Source organism: Streptomyces puniciscabiei, assembly GCF_006715785.1.
GTDB lineage: Bacteria > Actinomycetota > Actinomycetes > Streptomycetales > Streptomycetaceae > Streptomyces > Streptomyces puniciscabiei.
In genome coordinates this window covers 1,955,893-1,973,923 of record NZ_VFNX01000001.1, presented here as the reverse complement: position 1 = coordinate 1,973,923, position 18,031 = coordinate 1,955,893, and the positions used below count along the sequence as shown (strand labels likewise).

Annotated in this window: 13 protein-coding genes; 2 read left to right on the top strand and 11 right to left on the bottom strand. The window is 71.1% G+C overall.

The features are described from left to right. Positions 1-34: 34 nt before the first annotated feature. The 7 genes from FB563_RS08810 to FB563_RS08780 are packed head-to-tail and all read right to left on the bottom strand — an operon-like array spanning position 35 to position 11,208. Entirely contained in the window at positions 35-4,525 is a 4,491-nt protein-coding gene (locus FB563_RS08810; RefSeq protein WP_167528475.1) for a non-ribosomal peptide synthetase, read from the bottom strand. Then, positions 4,525-5,079: a flavin reductase family protein gene (locus FB563_RS08805; protein ID WP_055705524.1), complete on the bottom strand. Its 555-nt coding sequence runs from the start codon at positions 5,077-5,079 to the stop codon at positions 4,525-4,527. The genes FB563_RS08810 and FB563_RS08805 overlap by 1 nt, the downstream gene beginning before the upstream one ends. Continuing rightward, a complete protein-coding gene (locus FB563_RS08800) occupies positions 5,076-6,689 on the bottom strand; it encodes a tryptophan halogenase family protein (RefSeq protein WP_055705539.1) in 1,614 nt (537 codons plus the stop codon). The genes FB563_RS08805 and FB563_RS08800 overlap by 4 nt, the downstream gene beginning before the upstream one ends. Positions 6,690-6,749: 60 nt before the next feature. Then, entirely contained in the window at positions 6,750-7,946 is a 1,197-nt protein-coding gene (locus FB563_RS08795; protein WP_199832778.1) for a cytochrome P450, read from the bottom strand. Then, positions 7,943-8,683 carry a thioesterase II family protein gene (locus FB563_RS08790; protein ID WP_055705523.1) on the bottom strand — a complete coding sequence of 247 codons (741 nt, stop codon included), beginning with the start codon at positions 8,681-8,683 and terminating at the stop codon, positions 7,943-7,945. The genes FB563_RS08795 and FB563_RS08790 overlap by 4 nt, the downstream gene beginning before the upstream one ends. Continuing rightward, positions 8,680-10,440, bottom strand: coding sequence for a non-ribosomal peptide synthetase (locus FB563_RS08785; protein WP_055705522.1), 1,761 nt, complete (start codon positions 10,438-10,440; stop codon positions 8,680-8,682). The genes FB563_RS08790 and FB563_RS08785 overlap by 4 nt, the downstream gene beginning before the upstream one ends. A gap of 39 nt (positions 10,441-10,479) precedes the next feature. Further along, positions 10,480-11,208 carry an AfsR/SARP family transcriptional regulator gene (locus FB563_RS08780; RefSeq protein WP_267888639.1) on the bottom strand — a complete coding sequence of 243 codons (729 nt, stop codon included), beginning with the start codon at positions 11,206-11,208 and terminating at the stop codon, positions 10,480-10,482. A gap of 311 nt (positions 11,209-11,519) precedes the next feature. On the opposite strand from FB563_RS08780, the gene FB563_RS08775 reads away from it, so the two are divergent. Then, a complete protein-coding gene (locus tag FB563_RS08775) occupies positions 11,520-12,554 on the top strand; it encodes a threonine aldolase family protein (RefSeq protein WP_055705520.1) in 1,035 nt (344 codons plus the stop codon). Here FB563_RS08775 and FB563_RS08770 read toward each other — a convergent pair. Together FB563_RS08770 and FB563_RS08760 are read right to left on the bottom strand one after the other, a co-directional pair. After that, positions 12,481-13,188: a response regulator transcription factor gene (locus FB563_RS08770; RefSeq protein WP_159045479.1), complete on the bottom strand. Its 708-nt coding sequence runs from the start codon at positions 13,186-13,188 to the stop codon at positions 12,481-12,483. The two genes, FB563_RS08775 and FB563_RS08770, sit on opposite strands and share 74 nt — an antisense overlap. 788 nt (positions 13,189-13,976) lie before the next feature. Beyond that, positions 13,977-14,954 carry an SMP-30/gluconolactonase/LRE family protein gene (locus FB563_RS08760; protein ID WP_142218573.1) on the bottom strand — a complete coding sequence of 326 codons (978 nt, stop codon included), beginning with the start codon at positions 14,952-14,954 and terminating at the stop codon, positions 13,977-13,979. 136 nt (positions 14,955-15,090) lie between these two features. On the opposite strand from FB563_RS08760, the gene FB563_RS08755 reads away from it, so the two are divergent. Next, entirely contained in the window at positions 15,091-15,528 is a 438-nt protein-coding gene (locus tag FB563_RS08755; protein WP_055707983.1) for a MarR family winged helix-turn-helix transcriptional regulator, read from the top strand. Here the strand turns inward: FB563_RS08755 and FB563_RS08750 are convergent. Together FB563_RS08750 and FB563_RS08745 are read right to left on the bottom strand one after the other, a co-directional pair. Continuing rightward, the gene (locus tag FB563_RS08750) at positions 15,494-16,714 is read right to left on the bottom strand and encodes a serpin family protein (RefSeq protein WP_055707984.1); all 1,221 of its coding nucleotides are present in this window, start codon (positions 16,712-16,714) and stop codon (positions 15,494-15,496) included. The two genes, FB563_RS08755 and FB563_RS08750, sit on opposite strands and share 35 nt — an antisense overlap. After that, complete coding sequence (locus FB563_RS08745; protein WP_142218572.1) at positions 16,711-17,964, bottom strand: serpin family protein; 1,254 nt, start codon at positions 17,962-17,964, stop codon at positions 16,711-16,713. Before FB563_RS08745 ends, FB563_RS08750 begins: the two co-directional genes overlap by 4 nt. Positions 17,965-18,031 lie beyond the last annotated feature (67 nt).

Genomic DNA, 18,031 nt, shown 5'->3' with positions numbered 1-18,031 from the left:
AACCGGCCGGGGTCGCTCGTGTCCACTCGCCCCGTCATCGATCGGGGGTGACGGGGCGGACGGCGGCGAGGTAGCCGGGGACGCGGATCGTGGCCGCGTCGGACTCGGGGTCGACGGCGTGCATCTCCGCGGGGCCGGTGGACAGCCGTCGCCAGTGGTCACGGGGGAAGTAGCGGTCCAGGTCCGCCGGGCCGAAGCGGGTCGAGTGCCGTACTCCCGCCGCTTCGAGCGGCCGGACGAGGTCCGCGGCCCGGCCGCGGGCACCGCCCACATGGCCGAGATAGCCGAACGAGCTCGCCGCGTAGTCGGGTTCGATGATGAGCACACCCCCGCGGCCACCGGTGAGCACCGTCATGGCGGCGGCCATCGCGGCACGTTCCTTGTCGCCGAGGACGTGCAGGACCGCGCGGACGAAGATGTTGGCCGGACCGATCCGTGTCGCCAGCGCCTTGACGGCGTCCATGTCGCCCGGGTCGAGGACGTCGAAGGACAGGTTGTCGAGCCCGGCGCCCTCTTCACGGGCTCGGGCGATCGCCGTGGGTGACACGTCGACGCCGGCCACGGTGCGGAACCGGGTGGCGAGCGCCCTGGCGTACCGGCCGTTGCCGCAGCCCAGGTCGACGACCGGCAGGGCCGGCTCCAGGTGCCGTGCCGCGGCGTCGAGGAGCCAGCCCATCTCTTCGGCATCGTCGGCGTCCCACAGCACGTCTCCACCGCGGCCGGTGGTGTTCACCGACGCCCAGTACTGCTCCCAGGCCGTCCCGGTGCGCTTCGCGCCCGCGTCCACCTCGGTGTCGACGGCGTCGGCCGCGTGCCGGGCGACGCCGTACCCGAAGTCGTCGGTCCGCCAGCCATCGCGCGTGGTGAGCCGGCCCAGCAGGTCGAGGAAGGCGGCGAACATCTCGCCGATCAACCCGTCGGGGTAGACGGCCTGGATGTAGTCCCAGTTGAACCGCAGGCCCTCGTCCTCGGTCTCGAAGACCTGGAAGTCCAGGCTCACCTGGGGGGTCTGGGAGATCCCGTACACCGCCGAGCCGAACGAGGTCTCCCGCTGGTCCGGTGGGTAGCCGACCAGGCTGGTCATCACCACCGGCATCGCGGGCACCAGCGTTCCGCGCAGGCGGGTCAAGGCACGCAGGACCTGGATGCCGGTGAAATGACGGTGCTCGAGATCGGACCAGAGCCGCTGCTGCAGCGTCTGAGCACGGTCCGCGAACGTCCGTCCGGACGCGGCGGCCTCCAGGAGCAGCGTCGTGGTCGTGTGACCGATCACGTCGGTGATCTGGGGATGCAGGGGCAGTCGGCTGAACAGCGGGAAGTTCAGGCAGAACGACGGTTCGGCGGACCAGGACCGCAGCACCTCGGCGTAGGCGGCGGCGAGAACACCGGATCCGGTCACGCCGTATTCGCTGGCCAGGGCGCCTATCGCCGCCCAGTCCTCGGCGCCGAGGACGCCGCTGTGCCGCTCGATCCTGGCCGGCAGTACGGGCTGGGTCGCCGGCCGTTCGGGCAGCTGCGGCGCGCCGGGCAGCGATTCGAGCCGGTCCTGCCAGTACCACTGGGAGCGCCGGTAGACGTCGCTCTCCTCCAGGTGCGCCGCGAGGCCGAGCACGTAGTCGCGGAACGTCAGCCGCAGGGGTTCGAGCGTCGAGCCCCGGCCCGCGTACAGCTCGCTCAGCTCGGGAACGATCACCTGGAAGTAGCTCCAGGCGTCGGCGATCAGGAAGTCGAGCACCAGGTGGATCCGGGTCCTGCCACCGGGCAGCAGGCTGAGCCTCAGATCGAACAGCGGCCACGTGGCCGCGTCGAGGATGGTGTGCGACAACTGGTCGCGCAGGGCCAGCAGTTCCCGCTCGGGGTCCGCCGCGTCCCGCAGGTCGTGGTGCCCGATCACGAAGTCGGGAACCTCCGCGAGCACCCGCTGGGTGCCGTCGGCCAGCACGACGGTGCGCAACGCGTCGTGGCGCTCGACCAGCGCCCGCCAGGCCTGCTCGAACGCGTCGACGTCGAGGCCGTCCGAGTCCCACTCGAAGTACCCGTGACAGCCGACGTTTCCGAGCTCGACCATGCTGCCGCGGCCGATCCACATCGCCTGCTGGCCGGCGTTCAGCGGGAACGGATCGAAGCGCGTGGCCGGGTCCGGCTCGACCGGCGGCAGATCCGCGAAGGCGGCCGAGCCCGCCCGGCCCGCGTCGACGGCCGTGGACAGCCCGGCCGCGGTCGGGTTCGCGTACAGCTCCGTCAGCGACAGCTCGACGTCGAACCGGCCGCGCAGTTCGTCGATCAGCCGGAAGGCCAGCAGTGAGTGGCCGCCGAGATGGAAGAAGTTGTCGGTCATCGAGATCGTCCGGCCGTCGAAGATCTCGGTCCAGAGCCGGGCCATGGCGGCCTCGGTCTCTGTCCGGGCGGGGACGAAGTCGTCGTCGCTCCGCCCCGCCGGGTCAGGCGCGGGCAGCGAACGCAGGTCCGTCTTGCCGTTCGGCAGCCGGGGGATCTCCGGCAGCGGTGTCACCGTCGACGGCAGCATGTAGTAGGGCAGTTGTTCACTGAGTCTGGCCTTCAGCGCGGCGCCCTCCAGCTCGGCGCCGTCGGCTGCGGTGACGTAGGCGGCCAGCTGTCGGCCGCCCCCACCCGTCTCGACGGTGGTGACCACCGCCTCGGCCACCTCGGGGCAGCCGATCAGCGCGGACTCCACCTCGCCGAGCTCGACCCGGAAGCCCCGGATCTTCACCTGGGCGTCGCCCCTGCCGAGGATCTCGATCGCGCCGTCCGCCCGGTACCGGGCGAGATCGCCGGTCTCGTAGACGAGCCCCGTCCCGGTCACCGGGTCCGGGCGGAACAGCTTCGCCGTCAGGTCGGGCCGGTTGTGGTATCCGGAGGACAGCCCGGCCCCGCCGATCAGCAGCCGGCCGGTCAGCCCCGGTGGCACCGGACGGTCGAACTCGTCGAGCACGTAGGCGCGGACGTTGGCGATCGGCCGTCCTGCGGGCACCGGATGCGCCGCCTTGACGTGCGACGGGGTCGCCTGACTGGTCAGGTCGATGCCGGCACCCAGGTCCAGGCAGGTCAGCGCGTTGGTGCTCTCGGTGGTGCCGTACGTCATGACGACACGGAACGGGGTGTCCACGGGCGGCCAGCTGTGCACCCGCTCCGCGGTGGTGACCATGACGCGCAGCGCGGCGTCGGCGGGCCAGTCGAGAGCCCAGGCCGGTTCCGCGAGGGCGGCCACCAGCATGGTGTGGGTGAGCTTCTCCGCGACCAGCCAGTCCCGCAGCTGCGCCGGGGACAGCGCGTGCCGTGCCGCGGGGACGCATACCGTGGCGCCGAGCGCGAGGTACGGCATCCACTCCATGATCTGGACACCGAACCCGGGCGCGGACAGCCAGGAGGCCCGGTCACCGGGCCGTACCCCGTAGGCGCGGCCGGTCCAGTGCACCAGGTTCTCTATCGCGTGCAGGCGTTCGAGGACCGCCTTCGGTTCCCCTGTCGATCCCGAGGTGTAGATGAGGTGACTGATGGGGTCCGGATCCGCGAGGGCGTCCGGCGGATCGGCGGGTGCGGCCGTGGTGGCCGCGATGTCGAGGACCGGCGGGCCGTCCGGGAGCCGGTCGGCCAGATCACCGCTGGTCAGGACCGCCGTGGCCGTGCTGTCGCGGAGCATGAACGCGATCCGCGCGTCAGGGTTGACCGGGTCGAGCGGGACGATCGCCGCGCCGGCCTTCAGGATGCCGAGGACGGCGAGCACGTAGTCGGCGCCGCGCGGGCAGAAGAGCCCGACGCGGTCCCCGGCCGCGACCCCGGCCCGTCGCAGTTCGGCGGCGATCTGGTTGCCGCGCCGGTCCAGTTCGGCGAAGGAGATGACGCGGTCGCCGTGCTCCACCGCCGGAGCGTTCGGGCGGGCGCGCACCTGCGCCGCGATCAGGTCGAGGTATCCGGTCGACGGCCAGTCGGCGGCGGTGCGGTTCCATTCCTCGGTGACGAGCCGCCGGTCCTCGGCAGTCAGCAGGCTGACCGTCGCCAACGGCGTGCTGGGTTCGTTCGCGGCCTGTTCGCCGAGCAGCCGCAGCTGCCTGGCCAGCCGTTGCAGCGTCGCCGGCTCCCACAGCCGCGCGTCACCGGCCACGCTGACGACGCCGTCCGCCACCTCGACCGCGAGGTCGCCGGCGCCGCGATGCTCCTCAGGCGCGCCCGCGGTCACCGCCACCGGGGCGGACGGCCGACGGGACGGCTGGAACGACGGCCCGTCGAGCACCTTCACCGTGGCGGAGATCAGGTCGCCGGCCGGCACCTCCTGAGCCACCGGCACCTCGTACCAGCCGTTCGTGCCGGCCAGCCACACCCGGTCGTGTCCGCTGTAGCGGGCGAGGAGGGCGACCCACACACCGGACCACCACCGGTGGTCGCGGCCGAGGCTGCTGCCGGCCGGTGCGACGTGCCAGGGGCGGTGCGGCTCACGGACATCGTCGGGGGAGGCCGGTCGGTCCGCGAGCAGAGCCGGGAGCGGTTCTACGGCAGGGGTGGGCATCATTGCTCGCCTTCCGGGCGGTCTTGGGTGGAGGGGAGGGCGTCCCAGGAGCGGTACGACCGGCGCGCGTAGACGAGTGGGGTCCCGGGCAGCACGCATGAGTCGGTGACCGCGCCGAAGATCATCGTGTGGTCGCCGATTTCGACGGTGTGGACGACATCGCACTCCGCGTACGCGCAGGCGTCCTCGGTGAGCTGCGGCAGCCCCGTCTCGGACATGCGCCAGTCGACCAGGGCGAACCGGTCGGGGACGGCGGTCGAGAACACCCGGGCCGTGCGTTCGGCCCCGCCGTGCAGCAGGTTCACCGCGAACCTCGCGTGCCCGAGGGCGGCGTCACGCGTCGAACTGGCGGTGCGCAGACACACCGCCAGCGTCGCCGGTTCGAGACACACGCTGGTCAGCGAGGAACAGGTCATGCCCCGGGGGCCGTCGCCCGCCGGCGCGGTGACCACGGTGACACCGGTCGCGAGCGAACCCATCACCAGGCGGAACGCCTCCTCCGCCGTGACGTAAGTGGCCGAGGTGTTGGTCATGTGGTCCGCCGCGGGGCTCATGCGGCGGTGTCCTGCGACGATTCCTCGCGGTGCAGCTGTCGCAGGTACGCGTACGTCGAGGGCAGTTCGGACACCAGCCGGCGCTGGCGCGCCTTCACGTCGGCGAAGGTCTGCTCGGCCGAGGCCACGGAGTCGGGTCGGTAGGAGAGGATCGGCAGCGCGTTGCGCGGCCGGACGCCGAGCCCCGCGAAGACCGAGTAGTAGCTCCCGTTCGTCCAGAAGTTGCGGAACTCCGCCTCGAAGTTGCCGTAGTAGGTGCGTTCGTCGGTCGCCGGAGGGTTGATCGGGACGCCGGAGCGGAACATCTCGATCTTCTCCTTGATCTGGTCGGCCAGCGTGAGCTCCTTGGTGGCCTGCCAGAACGGCGTGTCGGTACGCGGGGACAGCGAGTAGTGGGCCTGGAGGAAGTCCCGGGTGTCGTCGAACATGTCGACGATCTCGCGGTTGAACCGGTCGCGCAGCACGGGGTCGACATCGCGTTCCGGGAAGTGCTTGACCAGCTGGTACAGCGAGGCGGTGATGAAGTAGATGCCGGTCGACTCCAGTGGCTCGACGAAGCACGAGGACAGCCCGATGCTGACGCAGTTGCCCACCCAGGCACGGCGGTTGCGGCCGACCCGGAACTTGATGTGGTTGAGCGGGACCTTCTCGGGGTCCAGCCCCCAGAGCCGGCAGAAATCGAGGGTGGCCTGGTCCTTGCTCGCGAACGTGTCGCAGTACACGTAGCCCGTGCCGAACCGGCCGAGCATCGGGATCTTCCACGTCCACCCGGCGGGCATCGCGATCGACGAGGTGTAGGGCTCGATCCCGTTCGCCTCGTCGTCGTGCGGGACCTGGGTGGCGACCGCGCTGTTGTTCAGCAAGTGGTCGTTCATGTCGATGAAGGGCTCACCGAGCGCCTTGTTGATCAACAGACCGCGCAGGCCGCTGCAGTCGACGAAGAGATCGCCCTCGACGGCCTGGCCCGACTCCAGCGTGACGGACTCGATGTGGCCGCGCGGGTCGACCCGGACGTTCGAGACGGTGCCCTCGATGTGCCGCACGCCCTGCTTGGACGTGGCGAAGTCGCGGAGGAATCCAGCCACGAGGGCGGCGTCGAAGTGCCAGGCGTAGTTCGTGGAGCGGGTGCCGTCGAGGAACCGCGGTGACAGCTTCGCGTCCATCACCGGCGGTTCGACGAAGCTCGCGTAGTCGAACGGCTCGCCGGCCGTGCCGGCCAGATGCTTGCGCGTCCAGTAGTGCGACAGCGGCACACCGTCGGGGGAGGGCAGCAGGCCGAACGGATGGTAGAAGTGGTCCGACCAGGTGCCGTCGTGCCGGCTGGTCGGCTCACCCTGCCCCGGCGTACGCCAGTTGATGAACTTGACGGCCATCTTGAAACTGGCGTTGCACTTGGTCATCCACTCCTCTTCCGGCAGGCCGAGGTAGTCGAAGAAGACCCGCTGGAGGTTGGGCACGGTCGCCTCACCGACGCCGATTCGCGGAATCGCCGGTGCCTCGACGACGGTGATGCCGGCCTGGCCGGACAGCGCCTTTCCGAGGTAGGACGCGGCCATCCAACCGGCGGTGCCGCCACCGATGATGACGATGTTGCGAATGGGCTCCCCCATGGTGACCTCCATCAGATGGTTGTCTTCGCCGCATCGTCGGCGGCGGCGATTAAGTGCCGGTTACGCACGCCCGTGGAGCCGGAGCGGCAGGGCGCTGACCCCCCAGGTGAAGTTGGACGGTGTGAACGACGGCGTACCGGTGAGCTCCACACCGCCGACGCGCTCGGCCAGCCGGCCGAACAAGGCGTTGAGCTCGCAGCGCGCCATGCGCGCGCCCAGGCAGAGGTGTCTGCCGTGACCGAACGCCAGGTGCCGGTTGGGGTTCCGGTCGACGAGGAACCGGTCCGGCTCGTCGAAGACTTCCTCGTCCCGGTTCGCGGACGCGTTCCAGAGCGTGACCCGCTCGCCGGGCCGCAGCCGCTGCCCGGCTATCTCCGTCGGGCGCAGGACGGTGCGCATCGCGTGCACGCCCGGTGAGGTCCAGCGCAGCGCCTCCTCGACCGCGGCGGGCACCCCGGCGGCGCCGAGGGCGCGCAGCCGCTGCCACTGCTCGGGGAACTGCGCGAAGGCGAGCAGTCCTCCGGCCGCGACATAGCGGGTGGTTTCGTTGGCGCCGGAGAGCACCCCGTTGCAGTTGAAGATGATCTCCTCGTCGGTCAGCGGGCGCTCGCCGTCGGCGTCCACCCTGCCCTGGGTCGCGACCCAGCTGACGAAGTCGTCACCCGGCCGCGCACGTCGCGCCGCGAGCAGATCGGCGAAGTACAGGAAGATCTCGCCGTTGGCGTGTTTCCCCGACGCGTCGTCGAACGCCTCGGTGGTGACCGCGCCGATCCAGTCCCAGTCCGCCCGGGGGAGATCCATCAAGGCGCACACCACGTGGTTCGGCAGCCGCTTGGCCACCTCGATGAAATCCAGCGGCCGGTCGAGGATGTCGTCGGTGACCAGTTCGTCCACCACCTGCCGCACCAGCCGGTCGACCCGGGGCATGCGGGAGGGCCCGAACCACTCCATCAGCGTCCGCTTGACCGCGGTGTGCTGCGGCGGATCGGAGACGATCAGCATCCGCTGGGCGACCGCCGCCACGGCGGCCGCGTCGCTGCCGATCCGCATCCCGAAACGGGAACCGAAATGGGTGGAGTCCGCGTACACGGCGGAGATGTCACGGTGCCTGGTGAGCACCCAGAACGGCGCGGGATCGCCGGGATGCCGGTACACCGGCGCGTGGGCGCGCAGCCAGGCCAGGACGTCCCAGAAGTCGTTGCGTTCGAAGGGGCCGGGATCGATCAGGTCGATCACCGGCGGCGCCTGCGGGATCATGACGGTTCCTCCTCGGCGATGCCGGCCAGAACGTGGGAGAGCCGTCCGAGCACCGTGACCGGATCGTCGCGGCTGATCCGGTGCCCGCCGACGAAGTCGTGGCGGTGCAGCGGCCCGGTGGTGACCTCGCGCCAGTCGTCCAGTTGTGCGGGGGTGACGGTCTCGTCGTCAACGGCGCCCCAGGCGTACACAGGGCAGCGCAGCGGCTCCGTGCCCGGCGCGTCTCGGAAGGTCTTCGACAACTCCGCGTCGCGGCGCAGCACTTCGGCGGCGATGTCGCGCAGTTCGGCGACGAGAGCCGACGGCAGAGTCGAACCTTCGACACTCGCGGAGGCCAGCCGTTCGACGTCGTTGTCGTGGAGTCCGCCCTGCCGTGCCCAGTGGGCCGGCGCCCGGCTGACGCAGACCACGAGTGCGGACGGGCCGACCGCACGGGCCAACTCGTACGCGATCAGTCCGCCGAAGCTGTCTCCGAAGACGACCAGCGGCCGGTCGAGGAGCCCCGCGTCCGCCAGTTCCGCCACCACGGCACCGACCACCTCGGCGATGCTGGACGGTGCCGGCTCGTCCCACCGGTCCTCCCGGCCGGGGAGCTGCACGGCGTACACCGCGGCGCTCGAGCCGAGCCGGACCTGCCAGTCCCGGAACTGGAGGGCGCTGGCGCCGGCCTGCGGCAGGCAGAGCAGGACGGGGACGGCCGCCGACGCGCCGTTCGGCCAACTGCGTAGATAGGTCATGACGCCGCCCTGGGTTCGTTCAGCCGGGCGCGGACGAGATCCGCGCAGGCTCGGATGGTGGGGTTGCTCAGCAGTTCGCGCATCGACAGGGACACCCCGGTCGCCTGACGCAGAGCGGTGATCATCTCGGCAGCCAGCAGGGAGTGCCCGCCCGAGGCGAAGAAGTCGGCGTCCACATCGGTCACCGGTTGCTCCAGAGCCGTGTTCCAGACCTTCATGACGGCGCTGAGCAACGTGTCCGTGGCCTCCGGCGGGTGATGCCCGGTGCCGTCGGCGGCCGCGTGCGCCGTGGCGAGCGCGGCCCGATCGGTCTTGCCGTTCGGGGTCAGCGGCAGCGATTCCAGACGCCGGATCCCGCTCGGCACCTGGTGCGCGGGGAGCCTCGCGGCGAGGAGGTCCCGCAGTTCCCCGTCTCCCGGGTAGCCCTCGGCGGGCACCACGGCGAGGCCGATGGTCCGGCCTCCCGGAAGCAGGTAGGCGACGGCCTGTGCCACACCGGGGCCGACGGCCCGGCGCTCGATCTCGGTGAGCTCCACGCGGAACCCGCGCACCTTGACCTGGGTGTCGACGCGGCCGCAGAACTCCAGCTGGCCATCGGTCCGGCGCCGGACAAGGTCCCCGGTGCCGTAGATGCGGCCGCGCAGGGGGTCGGTCACGAAATGCCGTGCCGTCAGCTCCGGTTCGTGCCGGTAGCCGAGGGCGACCCCGGGGCCGCCGATGTACAGCTCACCCTGCTCACCGTCGGGTGTCGGGCGGCCCTCGGGGTCGAGCACGTGGACGGCGTAGCCGGGTATCGAGGTGCCGATCGTGGTCAGGTCGTCGCCGCGGGCGCTGTCCGCCCAGGTGGCCGCGATGGTGGCCTCGGTCGGCCCGTAGACGTTGAGCAGTCGGCGACCGGTCCCGTGCCGCTTCGCGAGATCCGGCGGGCACGGTTCGCCGGCCACCACGATCGCCTCCGCGCTGTCCACGCCTCCTTCGCAGGCGGCCAGCAGCGACGGCGTCAGACACACCACTCGGGGGGTGAGGGCGGCAATCGCGGCGGCGGGTCCGTCGGCCGTCGATCGCGCGAGGTCCACGATGCCGAGCGCGTTTCCGAACACCAGGTACAGGAGGGTGCACCACAGCCAGCCGTCGAACGCGGGCGACACCGCGTTGATGCCGTGGCCGCCGCGTGGCATCCCGAGGGTCTCGATCGCGTCGACGAACGCCTCCAGGTTCCCGAACGAGACGTCGACCCCCTTCGGCCGGCCGCTGCTGCCGGACGTGTGGATCACGTAGGCGACGTCGTCGGGGGAGTCCGGCCTCGGCTCGACGACGCCGTCGACGCCGGCGGGCTCCTCGAGCAGGTCCGAGGTCGTCAGCACCGGAACGCCGTTGCCGAGCACCTCCGGCGTCAGCTCGGCCGCGATGATCCACTCGGCATCGGAGTTGGCGATGACACCGCTGAGGTGTGCCGCCGGATGCCGCTCGTCGAGGAGCACCGCCGTCGCACCGAGAGCCCAGACGGAGAGCAGAGCGGTGACCGCGTACCGGTCACGGCCGGTGGCGAGTGCCACCACGGTGCCGCGTGCGATCCCGTGGGCACGCAGGGCACGGGTCGCCGTGCCCACGGACCCGGCGAGCCCGGCCCAGGTGAGGCTGCCGTCGGCCGTGATGACCGCGGGCTCGTCGGGACGCTCGGTGGCGTGGCCGGTCACATGACCGAGCAGGCGGGAGATGACGGCTGGGGGCGTGTTGGTCAAAGGGGTCGTGGTCATGCCCGAGTCCTTCCTGAACCGGTGTGAGGACCGCACGGACTAGAGGGCGACCTGTCGGCCGCGTCCGCTCAGGACCAGGTGCAGGGCCTGTCGGGTGTCGGTGGAGGGCTCGACGCCGATGAGGCGTTGCAGCCGTCGTTCGCACAGCTGGTACCAGCGCATCGCCTGCTCCGGCTGGCCGCGCAGGCCCGCGACCCTGATCAGGTCCTGGTAGGTGGGCTCGTGCAGCGCGTCGAGCTCCAGCGTGCGCTGACCGAGCGCGAAGACCGCGTCCGCGTCGCCGCGCTCCACCGCAGTGGAGCGCAGGACGTCGAACGCGCCCAGTGCCAAGGACCGGTAGTACTCCCGCGACTCGGCGATCCAGTCCTCGTCCTGACCTGCCAGGAAGTCCCCGTGGTACAGGGTGATCGCCCTTGTCAGGCTCTCCTCGGCTTGATCCGGGCGGCCGTGGGAGCGGTGCTGCATACCGTCGTGGATCAGTTCCCGGAATTCCTCGATGTCGCACCAGGCATCGTCTGCGTCGAGCAGATAGCCGCCGTCCCGGTGCAGCAGCCGGATGGGCGCCCCGGCGTCCGGCTGCTTGCTGGCGCCGAGCGTGCTGCGAGCTCCGCAGCACGCCACTTTCAGTGAACTGGAGGAGGCGCGCCACTCGGCCTCCGGCCAGAGCGCGTCCCGCAGTTGGTTACGCGTCATCACCTGGTTCTTGTGCAGCATGAGGTACTGAAAGAGGCTGCGTGACTTCCCGGCCCTCCAACGCTCGACCGGCATCCCGCCCACCGACGTCACGAACCGGCCAAAGAAACGCACCGACAGGTACGCGGACGGTGTGCCCGGTACGTTCGCAAGCATGGTCGTCACGCTCATCTCTCTCACAACCTCTCGCGTTGCCGCCCGGCGGATCGCCCTGGCCGGGTCCGAGCGTAAGTTCGCTTTCTGGCAGTGAGGAGACGGTGCGGTGGAGATCCCACCTTCCTGGCCAGGTGGTACGCCGGGTCGTATCGAGGATGAGCTGGAAGGCGTAGCGGTTTGAGCCACGCAGGGGATGTCGGTGGTTTCGGAGTGCCGGAAGACTGGTCGCCATGAACAGACCGGCCGGTGTCCTCCGCGAGGATTTCGCGAGCGACAATCACGCGTCGGCGCATCCCGCCGTCCTGGCCGCGATCACGGCCGTCTCCCGCGGGCCGGCGTCGGCCTATGGAGGCGACCGCTGGACGGCGGCGGCCGAGGCGAGCCTCCGCGACCTGGCCGGGCCGACGGCGGTTCCCCTGCTGCTCTTCAACGGCACGGCCGCGAATGTTCTCGGGCTCTCCGTCCTGCTCGGTCCGGGTGATGCGATCATCTGCGCCGAGAACGCTCACTTCGCGGTGGACGAATGCGGGGCGGTGGAGGCGGTGTTGGGCAGGAAGCTCCTGCTCGCGCCCGCACCGCACGGCAAGCTCACCCCGGCGGCGATCGAGGCCGTGCTGGAGCGGTGCACGGACGTACGGACGCCGCGCCCTTCGACGGTGGCGATCACACAGGCCACCGAACTGGGAACCTGTTACGCACTGCGGGAGCTCGAGGCGATGCGCGAGGTCTGCGACCGGAAGGGGCTCCGCCTCTACATCGACGGGGCACGGCTCGCCAACGCCGTGGCCCATCTGGGCTGCAAAGTGGAGGACATCGCTCGCTTCGCCGACGCGTTGAGCTTCGGGTTCACGAAGAACGGGGCGCTCGGTGCCGACGCGCTGCTCCTCATGTCGTCCGACATCGCCGAGCGGGCGCCCTATCTGCGCAGGCAGCAGGGGCAGTTGGCGTCCAAGATGCGGTTCCTCGCGGCTCAGATCAGTGCGCTGCTCGACGATGAGCTCTGGCTGGACAACGCGCGGCACGCGAACGGCATGGCCACCCGCCTCGCGGCCGACCTGGACAGACTGCCCGGACTGCGGCTGACCCAGCCTGTGCAGTCCAACGCGGTCTTCGTCGAGCTACCACCCGCCGCGACGAACTCCTTGCGCGAGCGCTGGACCTTTCACCTCCAGCCGGCCGGAGTGACCCGTCTTATGACGTCTCACGCCACCGGTCAGGCGGACGTGAGCGACCTTGTCGCGGAGGTGGGGGCGAGCCTGAAGTAGACGATCGCTCGTCCGGGGGGCGTGCGGGCAACATGCCCGCTGCCTGGGCCCGCCGCAGTGCGTCGACCCGGGAGACCGCGCCGAGCTTGCGGTAGATGTTGGTGAGGTGGCGCTTGACCGTGCTCACGCTGATGAACAGCCGCTTGGCGAGCTCGGCGTTGCTCATGCCTTCGGCGAGCATGGAGAGCACTTCGAGCTCGCGGGTCGACATCGGACCGGACGGCTTGGCCTCGGTCCAGTCATTGGCAAGCAAGGACTTCTGAGGGAGGTGGAGGACGAGCTGATCCGAGTTCATCAGCACGCAGTCGATCGCCGTTCTGAGCGCCGGGTAGTCGACCGACTTGTGCAGGAAGCCGGACACTCCGTCGGCTATCAGTTCGCGGATCCGCGCGCCGTCGTCGTGCATGCTCAGGATGATCACTTTGGTGTTCGGGCTGTACGTGAGGATGTCGACCAATAGTTCGTGCGGATCGGAACCGGGCATCTCGATGTCCATGATCAGGACGTCCGGACGGAGCAGCCGGCACAGGGCGACCGCCTCGGCGCCGGTCGATCCCTCCTCGACCACGAACGTCGGAACCGAAGTGAGGAGGGATACGAGACCGGTGCGAAACAGGTTGTGATCGTCCACCACGACAAGCCGGGTGCAGGCATCGGACATCGGGGCGCGAACTAACCTGGTTATCACGCTGCCTGTCCCCCCGGCGTCGGCAGCAAACCTCAGGGCACTGGTGCCTTCCCCCGTGGCGCGACAAATCCCCACCAGTGCCTCCCCCGTGGCGCAGGGCTTTACCAAATGTCATCCAGCCCTGCTCGCGAAGTTAACATGACAAACTTCATGGCGCGACCCTCGCCGACGCACTCGCCGGCGACCCACACCGTGTGTCCCGGATCGAGCACGGCAAGATCTCTGGTCGGACACTCCATGTCGTTTGATGTCAGAAGCCGTTGTCTTCCGGGTGTTGCATTAAGTTTCCGCTGTTCAGGCATGGTTTCGGCGTCGCCTCGGGAGGGTTCGGGCGATCAGTTCGTTCTCGGTGACGTGGAGATGGGGCGGATCAGGATCAACTCGCCGACATGGAGGCGTGGTTGGAACGGCGGTTGATCGCCCGGACGGAACTCGCCGAGGCCCTGGCTGTCGGCGACGAACAGACGCAGACCCGTGTCTGCCATATCGATGGACTTTCCCGGCTTTCACATCCAGCGCAGGCGCAAGAAGGGCACCAACGAGCACTGCCGTTTTCCACCATGGACAAATAGCCGACGATCTCCCCCAGTACCGGCTCACCGTTTACCTCCAGACCGCCGCCGGCCTGCGCATCAGCGAAACCCTGGCCCCCGAGGAGGACGTCGGGCGGCCTGCGGACCCGGTGGTGCGGGCGCCGCTCGGGCAGGTCCTCTGGTGTCACCTGACCGTTGGACTCACATCCCCGTCACCCGCGCCACCGTGAACGGCGTGGCCGGTGTCCCCTGTCCCATCGGGCCGCCCTTGTCGAACTGGGAGCGGACGACGAGCAGGCCGTGGTCGGTGTGGGCCAGGGTGGTGGGGATCTGGAGGGCGGGGGTGGTCAGGGTGCGGGTCAGCCGGGCCTCGGTGCCGGCGGGGGAGAGGTGCCAGCGGGTCAGGGTGTCGGTCCTGTTGTGAGCCGCCCACAGGGTGCGGTGGGACAGCTCCAGTCCGTCGCCGTTCACCAGGTCACCGCCGTGCAGGGTGACTCGGCGGACCGATCCGTCGGTGACGTCGACCCGGTACAGGCCGCCGCCGGTCATGTCGACCACGAACAGCAGGCGTCCGGTGGGGTCGGCGACGATGCCGTTGAGGGTGTAGGCGTCCGGCGAGTGCGGGGGTACGGCCCCGCTCAGGTCGAAGTGTGCGACAAGCGGCGCGCTGCCGCCCCGGGCCACCTCGGCGGGCGTGATCCGGTACAGCACCGGACGCACGCTGTCGGTGGCGTACGCCGTGCCGTCCGCGGTGACGACGAGGTCGTTGACGAAGCGCTGATCGCCCTCCGGCACCTCGAAGCGGGCCAGCAGGGAGCGGTCGCGCAGGTCGTAGACGTCGATTCCGGTGGTGTGGTCGATGACCCACAGGCGGCCCGCCCGGTCGGCCTTCAGCCCGTTGGCCGTCGTACGGCCGTCCGCGCCGGCCGGCAGGAAGACGCCCGCGGCACTGCTGCCGGCGGCGGCCCGGTAGATCGCGCCGGTGGTGAAGGAGCCGACGTACGCGTCGCCCGTGCGCGGGTCGAGGGCGATGCCCTCGGGGTAGGCCCGGTCGTCCGGGAGGGTGAAGGCGGTGGAGATACGGGGTCCGGTGGCCGCGGTCGCCCGGGGCGCGGCGAGGGCCACGGCCCCGGCGGCGGCGCCGGTCAGGAAGGTGCGGCGGTTGATCGAACGGGACACGGCGGTGCCTCTCGGTTCGGCTACTCACTCTCGGATGACTGCAAAGTTATATTAGAGCTCTAATCATTGCCAGTGTATTTATCATCGCCAGGGTCTTCACCTTTCACCAAGCACTAATCTGGGCCGGGTGACCTCCATGCCCGCGTCCGAGCGCCTCGGCTCCCACCTCAAGCGGGCCGAGCAGGCCCTCAACGCCACGAAGACCTCGGTCCTCAAGCCCGCGGGCCTGACCGTCGCCCAGTACGCCGCGCTGCTTCACCTCTCCGACAACCCCGGCATCTCCGCCGCGGCCCTGGCCCGGCTGTGCGGGGTCACCCCGCCGACCATGAACACGGTCCTGAAGAACCTCCAGGACCGCGATCTCATCACCCGCAGCCCGCACGAGTGGCACAAGAACGTCCTGGAGACCCGCCTCACGGACGAGGGCCGCGCCGTCCTCACCGAGGCCGACACGGCCGCCGTACGCGTGGAACGGGCCCTCGCCGCGGAGTTCACCGACGCCGAGCGGGAGGCTCTGACCGGGCTGCTCGCCCGCTGTGTCAGAGTCCTGGAGGAACAGCGCCCGGGAAGCTGATGACGGGCTCCGGCGCCGGATCCGTCACCCAGCCCGCCACCAGCACCAGCCGGGACTCGCGGTCGACGGCGAGGAAGCCGAAGGGGCGGTCGAGGACGGCGCGGACGACCGTGGACTCGTAGCGGTACTGCGGCGGGGCGCTGCCCGGCGCCGCCATCACCGCCGTCACGGCCGCCGCCCGGAACCCCAGCGCACCGAACTGGGCCAGCGCCGACTGGCGGGCCGCGCCGATGGCCGGCGGGTAGTCGCTGATGCCGGGGAAGTGGCCGTGGCGGGCATCCGTGGCCGCCGTCAGCCCGAACAGCCCCGCCGACGCGAGCAGATCGTGATCGGCGCGCACCTCGTACGCCACCGTCCGCACATCCAGCGTCAGCGGCGCCGGCTCGACGGCCGGCTGCTGCTCCACGTACAGGCCCGGCCCCACATGCCCGTGCGGCAGCGCGCCGCCCCCGGTCAGCGGCAGGGCCCGCGCCACGATCCCCACTCCGGCCGCGAGCACCTGGCCCGGGGTCATGCGCTCCTCGCCGAGGACCAGATGGACGTCGATGCCGTTGTCGCCGGGCACCGTCAGCGCGGTGACGAAACCGTCCGGGGTGCCCGTCACGCCCACCCGGTCCGGCCGTACGCTGCGCCGGTGCAGCCCGCGCAGCGTGCGCCCCTGCCAGGGGCCGGAGCCGGGCCGCAGCGGCAGCTCGGTGAACGGCTGCCGCCAGGTCGTGCGCAGCGCCAGGGCACTGGCCAGCACCATCCGCGCCTCCCGGGTCAGCGTCACCGGCATGCGCTCCACCAGCCCGCCGGTCCGCTCGGCCGCCCAGGCGTCCAGCCGCTCCTGCGCGGTGACGAGGTCGTCCCCGAACACCCCGTACGTCCCGGCCGGCAGCCCGGCCCGCCACTCCTCCCGCAGGGGGAGCGCCTGGTGCGTCCACAGGCCGAGCGCCGCGTCCAGGCCCGACACCGACTGCAGCGCCGCCAGCAACTCCCGGGCGGCACCGGCCGCCTGATCCGCCGGCAGCCCGAGGGCCTCGCCCAGCTCGGCCCGGGCCGGGCCCGCGGCGCCGTCGGCCAGGAAGGCCAGCAGCGGCCAGACGCCCGGCGCGGAGAAGACCGTGCCCTCGGGCAGGGCCTGCGCCCAGCGGGCGGTCAGCCCGTTCACCCGGCGGACCGTGTCGGCGGTCACCTTGCTCACTGATCGTCCTTCCACGGGTCGCTCGCGTCCAGCTCGTCCGGGTACTCCGGGAGGGGCAGCGGGTCCGTCACCCAGCCCGCCGCCAGTACCAGCCGCGAGTGCCGGTGCAGCGCGAGGAAGCCGAAGGGGCGGTCGAAGACGGCGTCCACCCTGCGCGTCACGTACCGCAGCCGAGGCATCGCGCCGCCCGCGACCAGATCGAACATCGTGACCGCCGCCGCGCGGAAGCCGAGCGCCCCGAACCGGGCCAGGGCGCTCTGCGCGGCCGATCCGACGGCGAGCGGGAAGCCGCTGATGCCCGGGAAGTGACCCTGCCGGGTGTCCCGTGCCGTGCTCAGCCCGAACAACGCGGGCCGCTGCAGCAGATCGTGGTCCGCCCGCACCTCGTACGCGGCCGTCAGGACGTCGAGGACCGGCGGCGCGGATGCCGCGCAGCGCTCCTTGGCGACCCGCAGACCCGGGCCCACCTCCCCGTAGGGCAGCCGGGAGCCCGGTACGACCGTGCGCGGGTGGTGCAGCAGATCCACCCCCGCGCCGAGCACCCGGCCAGGGGTCATCCCCTCCTCGCCCAGCAGCAGATGCACGTCCAGCGCGTCCGTGCCGAGCACCTTCAGTTCGGTGACCCAGCCGTGCCGGGTGTCGGCGACGCCGACCCGGTCCAGCAGGGTGCTCCTGCGCCGCAGCCCCAACCGCTCGGTGGCGGCCCAGGGTTCGTACGACGTCTGCAGCGGCACCTCGTGGAACGGGCTCAGCCACCCGGTCTGCATCGTCAGCGCACCGGCCAGCACCAGCTCGGTGTCCTCGTCCAGCGGGGCCGGCATTCCGTCGATCAGCCCGCCGGTACGGTCGGCCGCCCAGGCGTCCAGCGCCCGCTGGTCGGCGTCCACGTCCCCGGTGAGCACGCCGTGCGCCTCGGCGGGCAGCCCGGCCCGCCACTCGGGGACGAGTTCCACCGTCCGCCTGGTCCACAGGCCGACGGCGGAGTCCACACCGGGAAGGGCGCCCAGCGCGCCGAGCAACTCCCGTGCTGCATCCGCCGCCTGATCCGCCGGCAGGCCAATTGCCTCGCTCAGCTCGGCCCGTGCCGGGCCCGCCGCGCCGTCCGCCAGGAAGGCCAGCAGCGGCCAGACGCCGGCCGCCGAGAAGACCGTGCCGTCCCGCGCCGTCTCCGCCCACCGGGCGGTGAGCCCGTTCACCGCCCGGACGACCTCGCCGCCCACCCGGCTCCCGGTCGGAGTCCCCACCCTCATTCCGCCCCCGTTCGTTCCCCGCCCAACCGTATCGGTGTCCGTGCCCCCGCCTCTCCCGGTGTGAGCA